The sequence below is a fragment of the Luteimonas sp. Soil_C_16 genome (assembly GCF_057657295.1).
This window is the reverse complement of sequence record NZ_JBDGIS010000008.1, coordinates 102,341-116,892: the sequence shown is the minus strand read 5'-3', so window position 1 is coordinate 116,892 and position 14,552 is coordinate 102,341. Positions and strand designations below refer to the sequence as shown.

General features: G+C 69.5%; 11 protein-coding genes. 4 read left to right on the top strand and 7 right to left on the bottom strand.

Annotated elements, in window-relative coordinates:
• The first annotated feature begins 86 nt into the window (after positions 1–86).
• Positions 87–1,964, top strand: a complete 1,878-nt coding sequence (locus AC3A5T_RS14970; RefSeq protein WP_487629227.1) for a S8 family peptidase — start codon at positions 87–89, stop codon at positions 1,962–1,964.
• A gap of 156 nt (positions 1,965–2,120) precedes the next feature.
• The gene (locus AC3A5T_RS14965) at positions 2,121–3,407 is read left to right on the top strand and encodes a dicarboxylate/amino acid:cation symporter (protein ID WP_332076664.1); all 1,287 of its coding nucleotides are present in this window, start codon (positions 2,121–2,123) and stop codon (positions 3,405–3,407) included.
• A gap of 80 nt (positions 3,408–3,487) precedes the next feature.
• Here the strand turns inward: AC3A5T_RS14965 and AC3A5T_RS14960 are convergent, their stop codons facing one another.
• The gene (locus AC3A5T_RS14960; RefSeq protein WP_487629226.1) at positions 3,488–3,943 is read right to left on the bottom strand and encodes a hypothetical protein; all 456 of its coding nucleotides are present in this window, start codon (positions 3,941–3,943) and stop codon (positions 3,488–3,490) included.
• A gap of 168 nt (positions 3,944–4,111) precedes the next feature.
• On the opposite strand from AC3A5T_RS14960, the gene AC3A5T_RS14955 reads away from it, so the two are divergent.
• On the top strand, positions 4,112–5,533 hold the full coding sequence (locus tag AC3A5T_RS14955; protein WP_487629225.1) for a M16 family metallopeptidase: 1,422 nt from the start codon (positions 4,112–4,114) through the stop codon (positions 5,531–5,533).
• 10 nt (positions 5,534–5,543) lie between these two features.
• Positions 5,544–7,013 carry a M16 family metallopeptidase gene (locus AC3A5T_RS14950; RefSeq protein ID WP_487629224.1) on the top strand — a complete coding sequence of 490 codons (1,470 nt, stop codon included), beginning with the start codon at positions 5,544–5,546 and terminating at the stop codon, positions 7,011–7,013.
• 148 nt (positions 7,014–7,161) lie between these two features.
• Here AC3A5T_RS14950 and bla read toward each other — a convergent pair whose 3' ends face one another.
• From bla to AC3A5T_RS14920, 6 genes are all read right to left on the bottom strand, one after another.
• The gene (gene bla / locus AC3A5T_RS14945) at positions 7,162–8,040 is read right to left on the bottom strand and encodes a subclass B3 metallo-beta-lactamase (protein WP_487629223.1); all 879 of its coding nucleotides are present in this window, start codon (positions 8,038–8,040) and stop codon (positions 7,162–7,164) included.
• A 61-nt stretch (positions 8,041–8,101) separates the two neighbouring features.
• The gene (locus AC3A5T_RS14940) at positions 8,102–8,980 is read right to left on the bottom strand and encodes a bile acid:sodium symporter family protein (RefSeq protein ID WP_487629222.1); all 879 of its coding nucleotides are present in this window, start codon (positions 8,978–8,980) and stop codon (positions 8,102–8,104) included.
• A 15-nt stretch (positions 8,981–8,995) separates the two neighbouring features.
• Positions 8,996–9,412, bottom strand: a complete 417-nt coding sequence (locus AC3A5T_RS14935) for a hypothetical protein (RefSeq protein WP_332076671.1) — start codon at positions 9,410–9,412, stop codon at positions 8,996–8,998.
• A 202-nt stretch (positions 9,413–9,614) separates the two neighbouring features.
• The gene (locus AC3A5T_RS14930) at positions 9,615–11,495 is read right to left on the bottom strand and encodes a DUF885 domain-containing protein (RefSeq protein WP_487629221.1); all 1,881 of its coding nucleotides are present in this window, start codon (positions 11,493–11,495) and stop codon (positions 9,615–9,617) included.
• A 75-nt stretch (positions 11,496–11,570) separates the two neighbouring features.
• A complete protein-coding gene (locus AC3A5T_RS14925; protein WP_487629220.1) occupies positions 11,571–12,269 on the bottom strand; it encodes a DUF502 domain-containing protein in 699 nt (232 codons plus the stop codon).
• A 96-nt stretch (positions 12,270–12,365) separates the two neighbouring features.
• On the bottom strand, positions 12,366–14,450 hold the full coding sequence (locus AC3A5T_RS14920; RefSeq protein WP_487629219.1) for a bifunctional serine/threonine-protein kinase/formylglycine-generating enzyme family protein: 2,085 nt from the start codon (positions 14,448–14,450) through the stop codon (positions 12,366–12,368).
• Positions 14,451–14,552 lie beyond the last annotated feature (102 nt).

The following is a 14,552-nucleotide window of genomic DNA, read 5'->3' as shown; positions in this document are numbered from 1 at the left end:
CATCGATGCGCCGGCGTTCCGATCTTCCACCTCCACGGTCCGCGCCGGTGCGCGGGCCGCTCCCTGACCGCATCGAGGACATCACCATGAAGAAGACCACCATCAGCCTCGCGCTGACCGCCGCGCTCGTCGGCGCCCTGGGCATGCAGTTCGCCGACGCCGCGTCCACGCGCGCCAAGATCGTCCAGCGCATCGGCGCGCCCGCACCGGCCGATGCACCCTCGGATCGTCTCGTGATCCGCTACGCCGCCACGCGCATCGCGTCCGGCGACGCGGCCGGCAAGCTGCAGATCGCGACCGCCGCGATCCGCCGCGCCGGTGTCGAGCGGCCCATCGTGTCAGGACGCGCCGCGAAGGCGCTGCCCGCGCTGCAGGTCGCGCACCTGCGCACGACCGCCGTCGGCTTCGACGTGCTGCGCCTGTCGCGCAGCCTGTCGGCGCGCGATCTCGATGCGCTGGTGACCGAGCTCGCCGCCGATCCCGCGGTCGCCTCCGTGCACGTCGAGCGCCGCATGCAGGCGACCGGCGTCGCCAGGGCGCCGGTGACGCCGCAGTTCACCCCCAACGATGAATTCTTCGCCAGCTACCAGTGGCATCTGAGCGGGTCGGCCGGCGCCATCAACGTCACCAATGCCTGGGACAGTTCGACCGGCGCGGGCGTGGTCGTGGCCGTGCTCGACACTGGCATCCTGCCCGACCATCCGGACTTCGCCGACAACCTGCTGCCGGGTTACGACTTCATCACCGACAGCTTCGTCTCGCGCCGCGACAGCGACGCGCGCGTGCCGGGTGCACTCGATCTGGGCGACTGGAACCCGGTTGCCGGCGAGTGCTACGCGGGCTCGCCGCAGATCCCGAGCTCGTGGCACGGCACGCACGTCGCAGGCACGGTCGCGGAGGCCACGCACAACGGCATCGGCGGCGCAGGCGTCGCGTTCGACGCCCAGGTCCTGCCGGTGCGCGTGCTCGGCCGCTGCGGCGGTTATCCGTCCGATATCGCCGATGCGATCGTCTGGGCCTCGGGCGGCGAAGTGGCCGGCGTGCCGCGCAATGAGACGCCGGCCGAGGTCATCAACCTGAGTCTCGGCGGCCTGGGCGCGTGCGACGCGCAGACCCAGTCGGCGATCGACGGCGCGGTCTCGCGCGGCAGCACGGTCGTGGTCGCGGCCGGCAACGCCAACGACAACGCGCAGAACTATTCGCCGGCCAACTGCGACAACGTGGTGACCGTGGGCGCGAACCGCATCAATGGTGGCCGCGCGTTCTATTCGAACTTCGGTCCGCGCGTGGACGTGTCCGGCCCCGGCGGCGGTGGCGAGTTCGATCCCGGCAACGGCGGCTGGAACGGTTACGTGCTGCAGGCCGGCTACGACGGCCTGACGACACCGACCTCCGGCGAGTATCTGTACGTGGGACTGGCGGGGACCTCGATGGCGTCGCCGCACGTCGCGGGCATCGTGGCGCTGGTGCAGAGCGCACTGGCCGGACAGGATCGCGATCCGCTGACCCCGGCCCAGGTCGAGGCGTTGCTCAAGGACACCGCGCGTCCGTTCAATGTCGCACCGCCGGCGAGCACGCCGATCGGCGTCGGCATCGTCGACGCGACGCGCGCGCTCGCCAAGGCGCTGGAAGTGCCCTGCGACCCGGCCACCGAAACCTGCGTGATCGGCACCGAGCTGATCAATGGCGTGAACGTCACCGGCCTGTCGTCGAACGGCGAGGGCGCGCTGTACCGCTTCGAAGCACAGGCCGGGCGCGTGCTGAGTTTCATGACGCTCGGCGGCAGTGGCGACGTGACCCTGCACGCGCGGCATGGCGAAGTGCCGACGTCGGCGGCGTACGAATTCCGCTCCGCGCGTGCGGGCAACATCGAAACCATCCGCATTACCGCGCCCAGGACCGGCACCTACTACCTGCAGCTGAGCGGCAGCTACAACGGCTTGACACTGGTCGCGCGACAGTAAGCGCCGTTCGCGGCGTCCGTCGCCCGCTGGCGGACGTCGTGCCGGATCCCCGAGCGCCAGCGTTCCGGAAATAGGACGCTGGCGTCCGGGTGCCGGCATCGCCAACATGGATGGCGTCACGTATCGTCGCCTGTTGATGTCGCGGACAACCCTCGAATGAATGCTCTGGCCTGGTGGTTCCGGATTCCGTTCTGGCAGCGGGTGCTGGGCGCGTTCGTGCTCGGTGCGCTGGTCGGTTGGCTGATGGGACCGGCCGCCGGCACGTGGCTGCAGCCGCTCGGCACGCTGTACGTCAACCTGATCCGCATGATCGCAGTGCCGCTGGTGTTCTTCGCGGTGATCAATGCGGTCGCCGCGCTGCACGGGCAGCAGTCCATCGCTGCACTTGGCGGACGCACCTTCGGCTGGTTCGCCGCGACCGCAGTGCTCGCAGTCGGCGTGGGCTTCGCCGTCGCCTACACGTTCAATCCGGGCCTGAGCATCGAAGCGGGTTCGTTGACCGCGGCCGCGGACTACACGGTGCGCGAAGTGCCGACGCCGGTCGAAGTGCTGCTCAACGTGGTGCCGACCAATCCGTTCGCGGCCTTGTCGGAAGGCAAGATCCTGCAGGTGATCTTCTTCGCCGGCCTGCTGGGCTTCGCGCTGGTGAAGCTCGGCGAGCGTGTCGCGGCCTTGCGCGCGCTGGTCGGGCAGGCGTCTGATGCAATGATCCAGGTCACGCGGTTCGTGCTGGAGCTCACGCCGCTCGGCACCTTCGGCCTGATCGCTGCGCTCGTCGGCACCTACGGGTTCGAACGGCTGCTGCCGCTGGGCAGTTTCGTCATCGCGCTGTACGTCGCGTGCGCGGTGCACATCGTCTTCGTCTACGGCGGCCTGCTGTTGACGCACGGCCTCAATCCGCTGAAGTTCTTCCGCGGCGCGGCGCCCGGTATGCAGGTCGCGTTCGTCAGTTCGTCGAGCCTGGCGTCGATGCCGGTCGCGATCCGCGCGGTCACCCACAACCTCGGCGTCAACCGCGACTACGCCGCGTTCGCCGTGCCGCTGGGCGCGACGATCAAGATGGACGGCTGCGGGGCGATCTATCCCACGCTCGCGTCGGTGTTCATCGCGCAGTACTTCGGCATCGAGCTGAGCTTCGCCCAGTACGCGGCGATCCTGCTGGCCTCGGTGCTCGGCAGCTTCGGCACCGCGGGCGTACCGGGCACGGCGGTGGTGATGGCGACGGTGGTGCTGTCGGCGGCCGGTCTGCCGCTCGAAGGCCTTGGGCTGCTGCTGGCGATCGACCGCATTCTCGACATGATGCGCACGATGACCAACGTGACCGGCCAGATGCTGGTGCCGGTGCTGGTGGCGCGCGAGACCGGGCTGCTGGACCGAGAGATCTACGAGTCGGCGCGCAGCAATGTCGGACTCGACGATCCGGGCGTCGAAGAAACGAAGTGAGCGCCGCCCGTCACGACGCGCAAGCAGAAGGCCGCCCCCGGGCGGCCTTCGTCGTCATCGGTCTCGAAGCTCGACGCTGATCAGCGATGCAGGAACCGGTTGAGCGGCGCATTCGGTCGCGGCTCGAACATCGGCACCACCTGCTCGCGCAGCGGCTCGCCTTCGGCGTTCCACACGGCGGTCTCGGCGGGGAATGCTTCGCTGCGGGTGATGGCGCCCACCACCGTCGGCAGCGCCTGCACCGATGCCGGCACGTCCGGATTCCAGCGGAACACGCCGTAGTCGGGCGAGAACACCACGGCGACGTCGCCTTCGAGGCGACGGTCCGGGCACAGCACCGCGCCGTGTTTGGCCAGCACGCGCAGCGCGCCGACCGGCATCGCGCGCACCGTCGGACCAGTGGCCGCGTTGGAATGTCCCGGGCACACCTGCGCGGCGGTTTCGATCGCACGTTCGGCGACTTCGCGATCGCTCTGGGCAAGGACGACGGTCGCGGCGAACAGCAGCGGCAGGGCGAGGGCGGGCGTGAGGCGCATCGAGAACTCCGTGTCTGGACGTGGGCCGCGATCATCGCGTGCGTCTGCACCGCAGTTGTTAGCGCCGCGTGCATGGCGTCGCATGATCGCTGGCACGCGCGCACGCGGCCTCGCGACTTATAGTCGGGGTTCGTGCCCCCGGGGAGCGGGGCGGACAGGGAACCGACCATGAAACGACTCGCAGGACTGGGTGGCGCGTGCGTGCTGCTCGCGATGCTGGCCGCGCCCGCGGCCGCGCAACAGGCCGACTGGCGTCTGCCGATCGAAACGAAAACGCTCGACAACGGCCTGACCGTCGTCGTCTCCGAGGACCGCAGCTCGCCGACCGTCGGCGTCAGCGTGGTCTATCACGTGGGCATGCGTCTCGAACCCGAGAACCGCACCGGCTTCGCGCATCTGTTCGAACACCTGATGTTCCAGGGCACGCCGGTCGCGCCCAAGGGCACGTTCGATCGCGTGATCCAGGGCGGCGGCGGTCGCCTCAACGGCTCCACGCGTCCCGACTACACCAACTACATCGAGACCGCGCCGGTCTCGGCGCTGCGGCCGATCCTGTGGCTGGAAGCGGACCGCATGAAGACGCTGGATTTCTCGGCCGAGAACCTCAAGAACCAGCAGGACGTGGTCAAGGAGGAGATCCGCGTCAACGTGCAGAACCAGCCCTACGGGCTGTTCTTCGTGTTCGACATCAACCGCCTCGCGTTCTCGAAGTGGGCGAACGCGCACGACGGCTACGGCAGCTTCAAGGATCTCGAAGGCGCGACGCTCGCCGATGTCGAAGCCTTCCATCGCGATTACTACGGCCCCAACAACGCGGTCATCGGCATCGCCGGCGACATCTCGCCCGAAGAAGCCTTCGCGATGGTCGAGGAATACTTCGGCGCCATCCCTTCGCGTGCAGCGCCCGCACGTCCGGACGTGTCCGAACCGCTGAACACCGAAGGCAGGCGCGAAGCCCAGGCTGATGCGCTGGCGCAGGTGCCGGCGCTCGCGGTGGGCTGGAAGATGCCCGCACGCGACACGCCCGACCATGCGCCGATGGCGGTGCTGTCGCAGCTGCTGGCCGGCGGCGACGCCTCGCGCCTGTACCAGGGCCTGGTCAAGGGCCGCGAGCAGCTGCTCAACATCGACGGCGGCCTCGGCTGGCCACTGGGCCATGCATGGGATTACGACGGCCCGACGCTGCTGACGTTGTTCGCGCTGTACAAGCCGAACGTCGAACCGGACGCGGTGCTGGGCGCGGTCAACGAGGAAGTCGCACGCATCGTTGCCGAAGGCGTGCCCGCCGAAACGCTGGCCGCTGCCAAGACCAAGCTGCTGGCCGATTACGTCAACGGCCTGGAGCCCTTCATCTCGCGCGCCGACGAGCTCGCCAAGGCGCAGCTGCTGTGGGGCGATGCGGAGACGCTCAACAAGGTGCCCGAGTGGGTGCAGGCGGTGACCGTCGCCGACGTGCAGCGCGTGGCGAAGACCTATCTGACCGATGCCAACCGCACCGTCATCGATCGCGTGCCGGCCGCGATGGCGCCCGCGCGCGGCATCGCCCCGCCGGCTGCCCCGGCGCCCGCTGCCGCACCGGCGCAGGACTGAGGAGATCGATATGCACAAGCACTACATTCCGACCCGCGGCCTGCGTCCGCTCGCACTGGCGCTCGGCGCCTGCCTGTTCGCCAGCGCGGCCTGCGCGCAGCAGCCGGCCGCCGCCGGCGCACCGCCCGCCACCGCGCCACCGACCGAATTGCCCGCAGGTCTGCCCGATTACGGCGCCGACAAGCCGTTGCCCGAACTCGGCCTCGTCGAACACAGGCTCGACAACGGCCTGACCGTCTGGGTGCTGCCGCGCCAGGGCGGCCTGCCGCGTGTCGACTACGTGCTCGCCGTGCGCGGCGGTCTCGCCAGCGATCCGTCGCAGTTGCCAGGCATGTCGAACCTGCTCGCGGGCCTGATGCGCGAAGGCACCGCCACGCGCAGCTCGGTGCAGATCGCGCAAGAGCTCGACCGCCTCGGCGGCTCGATCGGCGCGACCGCGAGCAACGATGGGTTGTTCGTCAGCGCGTCGGGCCTGTCGTCGTCGGCGCAGCCGTTGGCGACGCTGTTCGCCGACGTGGTGCGCAATCCGGCGTTCCCCGCGAACGAAGTGCAGCTGGCGAAGACCAATGCGCTGCAGGGCCTCAAGGCCATGCAGGCGCAGCCGAGCTACCAGGCTAACCGTGCGATGGGTCGCGTGCTGTTCGGCGATCATCCCTACGGCAACACGCTGCCGACCGAAGCGGCGATCAACGGCACCGACATCGCCGGCCTGCAGGCCGCGCATGCCGCGCGCTTCCGGCCCGACCACGCACTGCTGGTGATCGCAGGGCCGGTGACGCCAGACGCGGCCAAGGCGCTGGCCGAGTCGATGTTCGGCAACTGGCAGGGCCGTGGCGATCCGATCGCCGAGGTCGCGGCGCCGGCGTATCCGAAGGGCCCGCAGTTCGTGCTCGTGCCGCGCCAGAACAGCGTGCAGTCGGCGGTGCGCATCGGCCGTCCGGCCTTCGATGCGGACGACGACCGCGCCATCCCCGCAGCGCTGGCCAACACGATTCTCGGCGGCGGCTTCGACAGCCGGCTGATGCGCAACCTGCGCGAGGACAAGGGCTATACCTACGGGGCCGGCAGCAGCTTCGGCCTGCGCGCGGCGGGCGGGTCCTTCCAGGCACAGGCCGACGTGCGCAACGAAGTGACCGGGGCCGCGATCGGCGAATTCCTGAAGGAGTTCGAGACGATGCGCGAGCAGACGGTGCCGGCCGATGAACTGCAGCGCGCCAAGCGCTTCACCGCCGGCACCTACCTGTTCCAGAACCAGCTGCAGTACGCGGTCGCGTCCGCGCTCGCCGGCAACTGGCTGCTGGGCCGGCCGGCCGACTACCTCAGCACCTACGTCGACAAGGTCAACAATGTGACCGCGGCGCAGGTGCAGTCGGTCGCGCGCGAGTTCTTCGATCCGAAGCAGCAGAGCATCGTCGTGGTCGGCGATGCGGCCGTCGCCGAGCAGCTGAAGACTTATGGGAGCTTCGGCAGCGGCGAGTGACTATGGGCATCGCGTGACGCAACGCAGAAGGCCCCGCACGTGCGGGGCCTTCTGTTGTCGAGCGGCGTTGCGGCCCGGGTGAAGCGCGAGAATGCCCGTCACCGCAGCGGGACATGATCCCGGGCGGATGCCCGCCTTTCCAGCGCACTCAACGCGGTTTCGCGTCTTCTGCCGCGAGCTGTGCTTCGAACCGCGTCGCCGCGCCTTCCGCATACGCCGCGCACGTCAACGCGTTTGCGCCCGCCGTATCGCCAGCCGCGTAGTTCCACTCGCTCGCACCGGGATGCGGCGTCAGCAGCAGATCGCAGGGCAGGCCGCGCACCACATCGAACGAACGCCTGTAGTCCTCGACCCGGCGCGGATAGCGCGGATTGCCCTGCAACCGGTAGCCCGGCGCACTGAGGCTGTCGACGTACGCGATCCGCACCGGGCGGCCGTCGCGGGTGTCGGTCCAGGTCCACGCGACGCTGCCGGGCGTGTGGCCGGGAATGAAATGCACGGTGAAGTCGATGCCGCCCTGCGACACCACTTCGTGGTCCATGACGATGCGGTCGGTCTGCACCGGCGGATACGTGATCTCGTCGCCGAAGTGCAGGTCGTCGCTGCCGCCGCGCGCGAACAGCGCCGCGGACTCCGCGTTGGCGACGAGATGCGCGCCGGTGCGGCGCTTGAGCGCGGCGAATGGACCGGCGTGATCGGCGTGCGCGTGGCTCGACAGCAGCAGGCGCAGATCGCCCGGTGCGACGTTCAGGCGCTGCATGTTCGCCAGAAGCAGATCCGCAGCCTGCGGCATGCCGCCATCAAGCAGTACGGCGCCGTCGTCCGTCATCACCAGCAGTGCGGTCAGTCCTTCGGTGCCGATCTGCCAGGTGCGATCGGCGATGCGGACCGGCGCGATCGGCTGCCGCCACGACGCATCGACCGTGTAGGCCTCGAGTTGCGGCAGCGGCGGTTCCGCAGCACTGGCGGTCAACGCCGCCGACAGCAGACAGGTGACGAGCGAACAGGCGAGCGGGAACGGGCGCATCGGAGGTCCAGCGGCAGGCGGACGCATAGTCTGCCGCGTCCAGCGCGTCCTGCAACCCGCTTCAGGCGCTCGCGGTCGCGTCGCGCGCGCCGGGCCGGTTGAGCCACGCGGCGAAGGCGGCGGCGGTGAAGAACATCAGCAGGCTGTAGACCGCGGCAGGCGCCGACATCGTCGCGTTGCCGAGCACGCTGAGCGCGATGAAGATCGCCAGCGTGCCGTTGTGGATGCCGATCTCCATCGCGATCGCGATCGCCTGCCGGCGGGGCAGTAGCAGCGCCCGCGGCGCCGCGTAGCCGGCGCCCATGCTGACCAGATTGAACAGTAGGCAGGCGAGGCCGACCGCGGCGAAGTAGGCGAGCAGCGTGTCCCAGGTGCCGGCGACGGCCGCGACGATCAGCAGCACCAGCACGATCACCGACAGCAAGCGGATCGGCTTCTCCATCCGCGAGGCGAATCCGCTGGCGAACGCGCGCACCAGCATGCCGATGCTGACCGGCAGCAGGATGATCAGCGCGACCTCGACGATCTTGCGCGTCGGCGGCGGCACGTACTGGCCGGCGCCGAGGAAGAACTCCAGCGACAGGTTGAGGATGATCGGCAGCGTGACCAGGCACAGCACGCTGTTGACCGCGGTCAGGGTGATGTTGAGCGCCACGTCGCCGCGCGCGATGTGGCTGTAGATGTTCGCAGTCGCGCCGCCGGGCGATGCGGCCAGCAGCATCAGGCCGACGGCGAGTTCGGGCGGCAGCCGGAACAGCAGCGCGAGTGCGAGCGCCGCCCACGGCAACACGCCGATCTGCAGGACGAGCCCGATCAGCACCGCACGCGGATAGCGTGCGACGCGGCGGAAATCATCGAGCGTCAGGCCGAGGCCGAGTCCGAACATGATCACGCCGAGCGCGAGCGGCAACAGCACGGTGGTCAGCAGCGATGCCTGCATGGAACGTCCTTCGGCTCAGGTGCGCGCGTCGACGCGATCGCGCCGCAGTGCGAGCCGGCCACCGCACCAGGCGAGCGGGATCGGCCCGATCACACCGAGCAGGGTCATCCACAGCGGATGCGGCAGCATCCAGGCATTGCCAATCACGCCCAGCACGATCAGCACACCCACCGCGATCGCGGCGCTCATGCGGCGCACGCGTGCGAGCCGCGCCGCGACCCAGCCCCCACAGACCGCGGCGAGCAGCCAGCCGCCCAGCACCCAGACGAGCTTGCCGGTCGGTGCATTGGCGACGATCTGCGCGAGGTCCGCTTCGTTGGCGAGCTGCCCGGCGGGCATCGGGAACATCCACGACCCGAAGAACTCCAGCCCGAGCATCACCATCATGGCGACGACCATGCCCAGCATCACCGAGAACATCGTGCGGATCATGGCGCCTCCCCAGCGCGAACCGGCGTGCAGCATCGCGCGGCGGGTGGAGGAGGGCAAGCGGCGGTGCGGCAATCGCGGTGTACCCGCGCGTTGCTTCATCCCCGGAGCGAGTCGCTGGATGACCAGCGCCTTTCATTCGAACAGCGAGCGGGGTCAACGCGCTCGCGATTTCCGGTCGGCGACTGGCTCAGCGCGAACGTTTTTACGACTCCACACCCGCCGGCGCCGTCGTGATCGGCTGGTCATCAGGCTGCCCACGCTGCGCCGCGATCCACGCGTCGATCTTCGCGTCCAGCAACGGCAACGGCAGCGCGCCGTCCTTCAGCACTTCCGCATGGAAGGCGCGGATGTCGAACGCCTCGCCCAGCGCAGCCTCGCTGCGCTTGCGCAGTTCCTGGATCTTGAGTTCGCCGATCTTGTAGGCCAGTGCCTGGCCGGGCCATGCGATGTAACGCTCGGCCTCGGCGATCGCATCGGGTTCGCTGACCGACGAGTTCTCGAACATGTAGTCGAGCACCTGCTGGCGCGTCCAGCCTTTGCTGTGCAGGCCGGTGTCGACGACCAGGCGCACCGCGCGCCACAGCTCGCCCTGCAGGCGGCCGAAATAATCATAGGGATCGGTGTAGAGGCCGAGTTCCTTGCCCAGGCTTTCGGCATACAGGCCCCAGCCTTCGATGTACGCGGTCTCGCCGCCGAAGCGGCGGAACGCGGGCAGGCCGGTCAGCTCCTGCTGCAGCGCCAGCTGGAAGTGGTGGCCGGGGATCGCCTCGTGCAGGAACAGATCTTCGGCATCCCAGCGCTTGCGTGTGGGCAGGTCGAAGGTGTTGACGTAGAAGATGCCCGGGCGCGTGCCGTCCTCGCTGGGGCTCATGTACTCGCCGCCTGCGGCCGACGCGGCGCGGAAGGCCTCGATCGGACGGATCTCGAAGCCGGCCTTGGGCGTCAGCGAGAACAGGTCGGGCACCCTGGCTTCGATCTTCTTCTCGATCGCGCGGTAGTGCGCGAGCAACTGGTCTTCGGAGCGGAACTCGAAACGCCGATCGGTCTGCATGAAGCGGAAGAAATCCTGCAGCGATCCTTCGAACTTCGTCTCCGCCATCACGCCGCGGATCTGCTCGTGGATGCGCGCGACTTCATCCAGGCCGATCTGGTGGATCGCATCGGGCGTGAGGTCGGACGTGGTCTGGTTCCGGGCCGAGAACGCATACCAGGCCATGCCGTCGGGCAGCGCATCGAGACCGACGCTGTCACGCGTGTGCGGCATGTAGTCGTTGGCGATGAAGTCGCGCTGGCGCTGGATCGCAGGATTGAGCTGGTCGGCGATCAGCGTGCGGAACGCGGCCGTCAGACGTTCGCGATCGGCCTGCGGAATGTCATCCGGAAACGTGTCGACCGGCCCCCAGAACGGACTCTTCTCCACGTCGTCGACGAGGATCGCGTCGAATTGCGGCAGCACCTTCTCCATCACCACGCGTGGCTGCACGACATTGGCGTCGATGCCGGCGCGCATGTTCGCGATCTCGGTATCGAGCAGCACGGGAATGCGCGCGGCGCGGCGCAGCCAGGCATCGTAGTCTTCAACGGTCGCGAACGGCTGCGCGTTCGTGCCCGAGCCCAGCAGCACGGAGTAGCTGACGATGCTGCCCATCTGGTTGACCGGCATCATCCAGCCCGGAAACCGCTCGCCGTCGAGCGCGTTGCGGCGGTCGTCGACGAAGATGCGATAGCTCAGCAAGTCCTGCCCCTGCAGGCCTTCGCTGCCGACCGCCTCGACGGTCTTGAGCCAGCGCTCGTTGAAGCTGCGCACCTGCTCGCGGTATTCGGCGCTACCGAAATCCGGCAGCTGGTCGTTGTAGCGCGCATCGCCCTGGAACGTCGCCTGCACGGGATTGAGCTTGAGCACGTCTTCCCAGTACTCGGCATACAGCGTGGTCAACCTCGCGGCGCGCGCTGCGGCATCTTCGACCGGCGCTTCGGCGACGGGGGCGGCCGCGGTCTGCGCGGGCGCATCGCGATTGCAGCCGACGAGTGCGCCACCGGCGGCGATTGCGATGGCGATGGCGAGAACGAGCGGCTGCTGCATGTCGGGCTCCAGGGGCGATTCGGGTCGATGCTGTCGAACGCGACGCAAGGCCGGCAAGGGCCGGAGGTCACGGGCTCAGGGCGCGGGCGGCGCCGGGGCTGGCGTCACGGGCGGCGCTGGTGGCGGGTCGAAGGGGATCGTATCCGGTGCGACCGCGCCACCGGAGATGATGAAGCTCATCGCCTGGTCGACGGTCCAGTCGGTCGGCGTGATCTTCTCGAGCGGCACGATTTCCAGATAGCCCGACGTCGGATTCGGCGTGGTCGGCACGTAGACCGCGGCGAGTTCGCGGCCGGTGCCCTGTTCGCGGATCACCCGGGTCACGAAGCCGACCGATTTCATCTCCGCGTGCGGGAAGTCGATCAGGACCACGCGCTGGGTGCCGTCGGGTTTCGTCTGCAGGATGTCGAGCAGCTTGCGCGCGCTGGAATAGATCACGTTCGCCAGCGGAATGCGGCGCACCAGCGCATCGACCCACGACAGCATGCGCTGGCCGATCACGCGACGCGCGAGCCAGCCCACGCCGAGGATCAGCGCGATGGTCGCGAGCATCGCGATCGTGGCCTGGACCGAGACCGCGTTGATCCAGCCCATCGAATTCGGAAAGCCCGCGGCGATCCGGTGCGCCAGCGGCGCGACCCACGGCGTGCTGATGTTGGACAGCAGCACGAAGACGAACTTGACGACGATCCAGGTCAGCCAGATCGGCAGCAGGGTCAGCAGGCCGGTGAGGAACAGACGCTGCAGGCGTCCGCCCAGGGTGTGGGCACTCATTGGAATCCGCGGGTGGGGTGGGGAACGCAACATGATGCGCCCCGCGACTGCACCGCGGAAGCGTGGTGCACGGCCACCGCCGTCCGACCGCTCGAATCAGGGCAGATGCGCGAGGCGGAAGCCGACGTCGTCGTAGCCGCGGCGCGGGTCCAGCGCACGGCTGGCGAGTTCGTCGCGCTGGCTGCGGCCGGCGGCGATGCGGTCCTTGCAGGCCGCCGCGCAGTCGCTGCGCCATTCGGCCGGACCGACCGCGCGCGTGGCGACGCTGGCACCCTGGGCGGTGGACGCGACGACGATGCTGCGGCCCTCGCGTTCGCTGCGCCAGCGCGCATAGTCCACCGCATCGTGCCAGGACACGCAGACCACGGGATCGGACGGGGACTGCTCGAATCCGGGGTTCTCCCAGTCCTTGGGCGACAGTGCACGCAGCACGGAACCGCGCGCGCGGCACGCCGCGGACTTGTGGCCGGTCGCCGCGACGAAGGCGGCGTAGTCCGCCCGCGTGACCGGCGCATTGGAGATCGCGTACACGCCGTCGCTGCTGCGGATCACGCGGGCGCCGCCGGCGACGCTGGCGGCCAGCGCGGCGACGTCGGGAATGGTCATGGCCTGGCGGCGCAGGCGCGACGTCGCAGCGGCATCGAGGCCCACCGCTTCGGCCGAGGCCAGGCTCGCGACCGCTTCGCCGCGATCGACATCGGTGACCGCCTGGCCGATGCGCGCTTCGAGCGCGTCGTCGACACGGGCGCGCAGGCGGCGCATCGCGTCGCCGTCGGCCTGCCCGGTCGCAGTCGCATGCTGGCGCGCAGCGGCGAGGAGCGCGCTCGCATCCCCGTGGTCGCCCTTGGCGATCAGCGCCGTGGCGCGTGCGCCGGCGGCATCGAACGCGCGGCCGGACAGCGGCGCGAAGCGCAGGTGTTCGCGATCGGCCTGCCAGGCGCGGGTCAGCGATTCGAACGCGTTCGCGCCGGCGGGCGCGGCCAGGTGGCCTGCACGCAACTGGCGCTCCGCATCGCCGAGGTGGCGGTCGGACGCCGAGACTGGCGCAGCCTTCGGTGCCGCGGATGCGTCCGCCGCGGCCGCGGTGGCGGAGGGGCGTGCGTCGTCATGGGCGAGGCCTTCGGCATCGACGGGCGCGGCTGCGTTGCCGGCGGCGACTGCGAGGCCGGGCGTCGGTGCATCGGCATCCGGCGCGCCGGACGGACGCAGCAGAAAACCGATGCCGGCCGCGACCACCAGCACCGCCGGAATCCACAGCATCGGCGAGACATGCCGCGCACCGGTACCGAGGCGACGTGCGCCTTCGCCGATGCGCCGGAACGTACCGGTGACGACCGGTTCGCGCTTGCCGTCGCGCTGCGGCACCTGCGCCAGCGCCTGCAGCATCTGGTTGGCGTCGGCGAAGCGGCGGCCGGGCGATTTCGCGAGGGCGCGGTCGATGAAACGCTGCCAGTGCCGCAGCGGCGGCGACAGGCGCGGGATCGGATTCTGGGTGTGGGCGATCGCCATCGACAGCGCGTCCTCGCCCTGGTACGGCAGGCTGCCGTTGAGCATCTCCCAGGCCAGCACGCCGACACTGTAGAGATCGGCGCGGAAGTCGACCTGCTGGCCGCGCGCCTGCTCGGGCGCCATGTAGGCGGTGCTGCCGACGGCCAGCCCGACCATCGTGACCCGCGTGCCGTACCCGCGACGCAGGGCGATGCCGAAATCCGCCAGCAGCGGCCGGTCGGCTTCGTCGAACAGCACGTTCTCGGCCTTGACGTCGCGATGGATCACGCCACGCGCATGCGCGTACGCCAGCGCCGACAGCAGGGCGCGCAGCACTTCGCGCACGCGGGCGTGGTCGCCGGTGAGATCACGGCTGCCCAGATGGCCGTGCGGCAAGTACGGCATCGCGTACCACGGCAGTCCGGCATCGGTGCGCCCGACCTCGTGGATGCCGACGATATTGGGATGCTCGAGCCGGGCGATCGTGCGCGCTTCGTTCTCGAAGCGGCGACGGCTCACTTCATCGGCCAGCGCCTCGGGCAGCATGACCTTGATCGCCACGTCGCGGCCCAGCGACAGCTGCGTGCCGAGATAGACCGTGGCCATGCCGCCGTGTCCGACGATGCGCAGCAGACGGTAACCGGCGATGTCCGGAAAGACCGTCGAATCGGGCCCGGCTGACGTGTACGACATGGTTCCCCCTGTGCGTCGCACAGCATACCGAGGGCGCGCCGGAAAACGGTGTGATGCGTTGCCGGGTCCGACGCGCGCGTCGTGCCGTGCGCAGCGCGGGGC

Bases quoted from the DNA above. Each gene is read 5' to 3' on its own strand.
- AC3A5T_RS14970 (WP_487629227.1), top strand. From the start codon at position 87: ATGAAGAAGACCACCATCAGCCTCGCGCTGACCGCCGCGCTCGTCGGC.
- AC3A5T_RS14965 (WP_332076664.1), top strand. From the start codon at position 2,121: ATGAATGCTCTGGCCTGGTGGTTCCGGATTCCGTTCTGGCAGCGGGTG.
- AC3A5T_RS14960 (WP_487629226.1), bottom strand. From the start codon at position 3,943: ATGCGCCTCACGCCCGCCCTCGCCCTGCCGCTGCTGTTCGCCGCGACC.
- AC3A5T_RS14955 (WP_487629225.1), top strand. From the start codon at position 4,112: ATGAAACGACTCGCAGGACTGGGTGGCGCGTGCGTGCTGCTCGCGATG.
- AC3A5T_RS14950 (WP_487629224.1), top strand. From the start codon at position 5,544: ATGCACAAGCACTACATTCCGACCCGCGGCCTGCGTCCGCTCGCACTG.
- bla (WP_487629223.1), bottom strand. From the start codon at position 8,040: ATGCGCCCGTTCCCGCTCGCCTGTTCGCTCGTCACCTGTCTGCTGTCG.
- AC3A5T_RS14940 (WP_487629222.1), bottom strand. From the start codon at position 8,980: ATGCAGGCATCGCTGCTGACCACCGTGCTGTTGCCGCTCGCGCTCGGC.
- AC3A5T_RS14935 (WP_332076671.1), bottom strand. From the start codon at position 9,412: ATGATCCGCACGATGTTCTCGGTGATGCTGGGCATGGTCGTCGCCATG.
- AC3A5T_RS14930 (WP_487629221.1), bottom strand. From the start codon at position 11,495: ATGCAGCAGCCGCTCGTTCTCGCCATCGCCATCGCAATCGCCGCCGGT.
- AC3A5T_RS14925 (WP_487629220.1), bottom strand. From the start codon at position 12,269: ATGAGTGCCCACACCCTGGGCGGACGCCTGCAGCGTCTGTTCCTCACC.
- AC3A5T_RS14920 (WP_487629219.1), bottom strand. From the start codon at position 14,450: ATGTCGTACACGTCAGCCGGGCCCGATTCGACGGTCTTTCCGGACATC.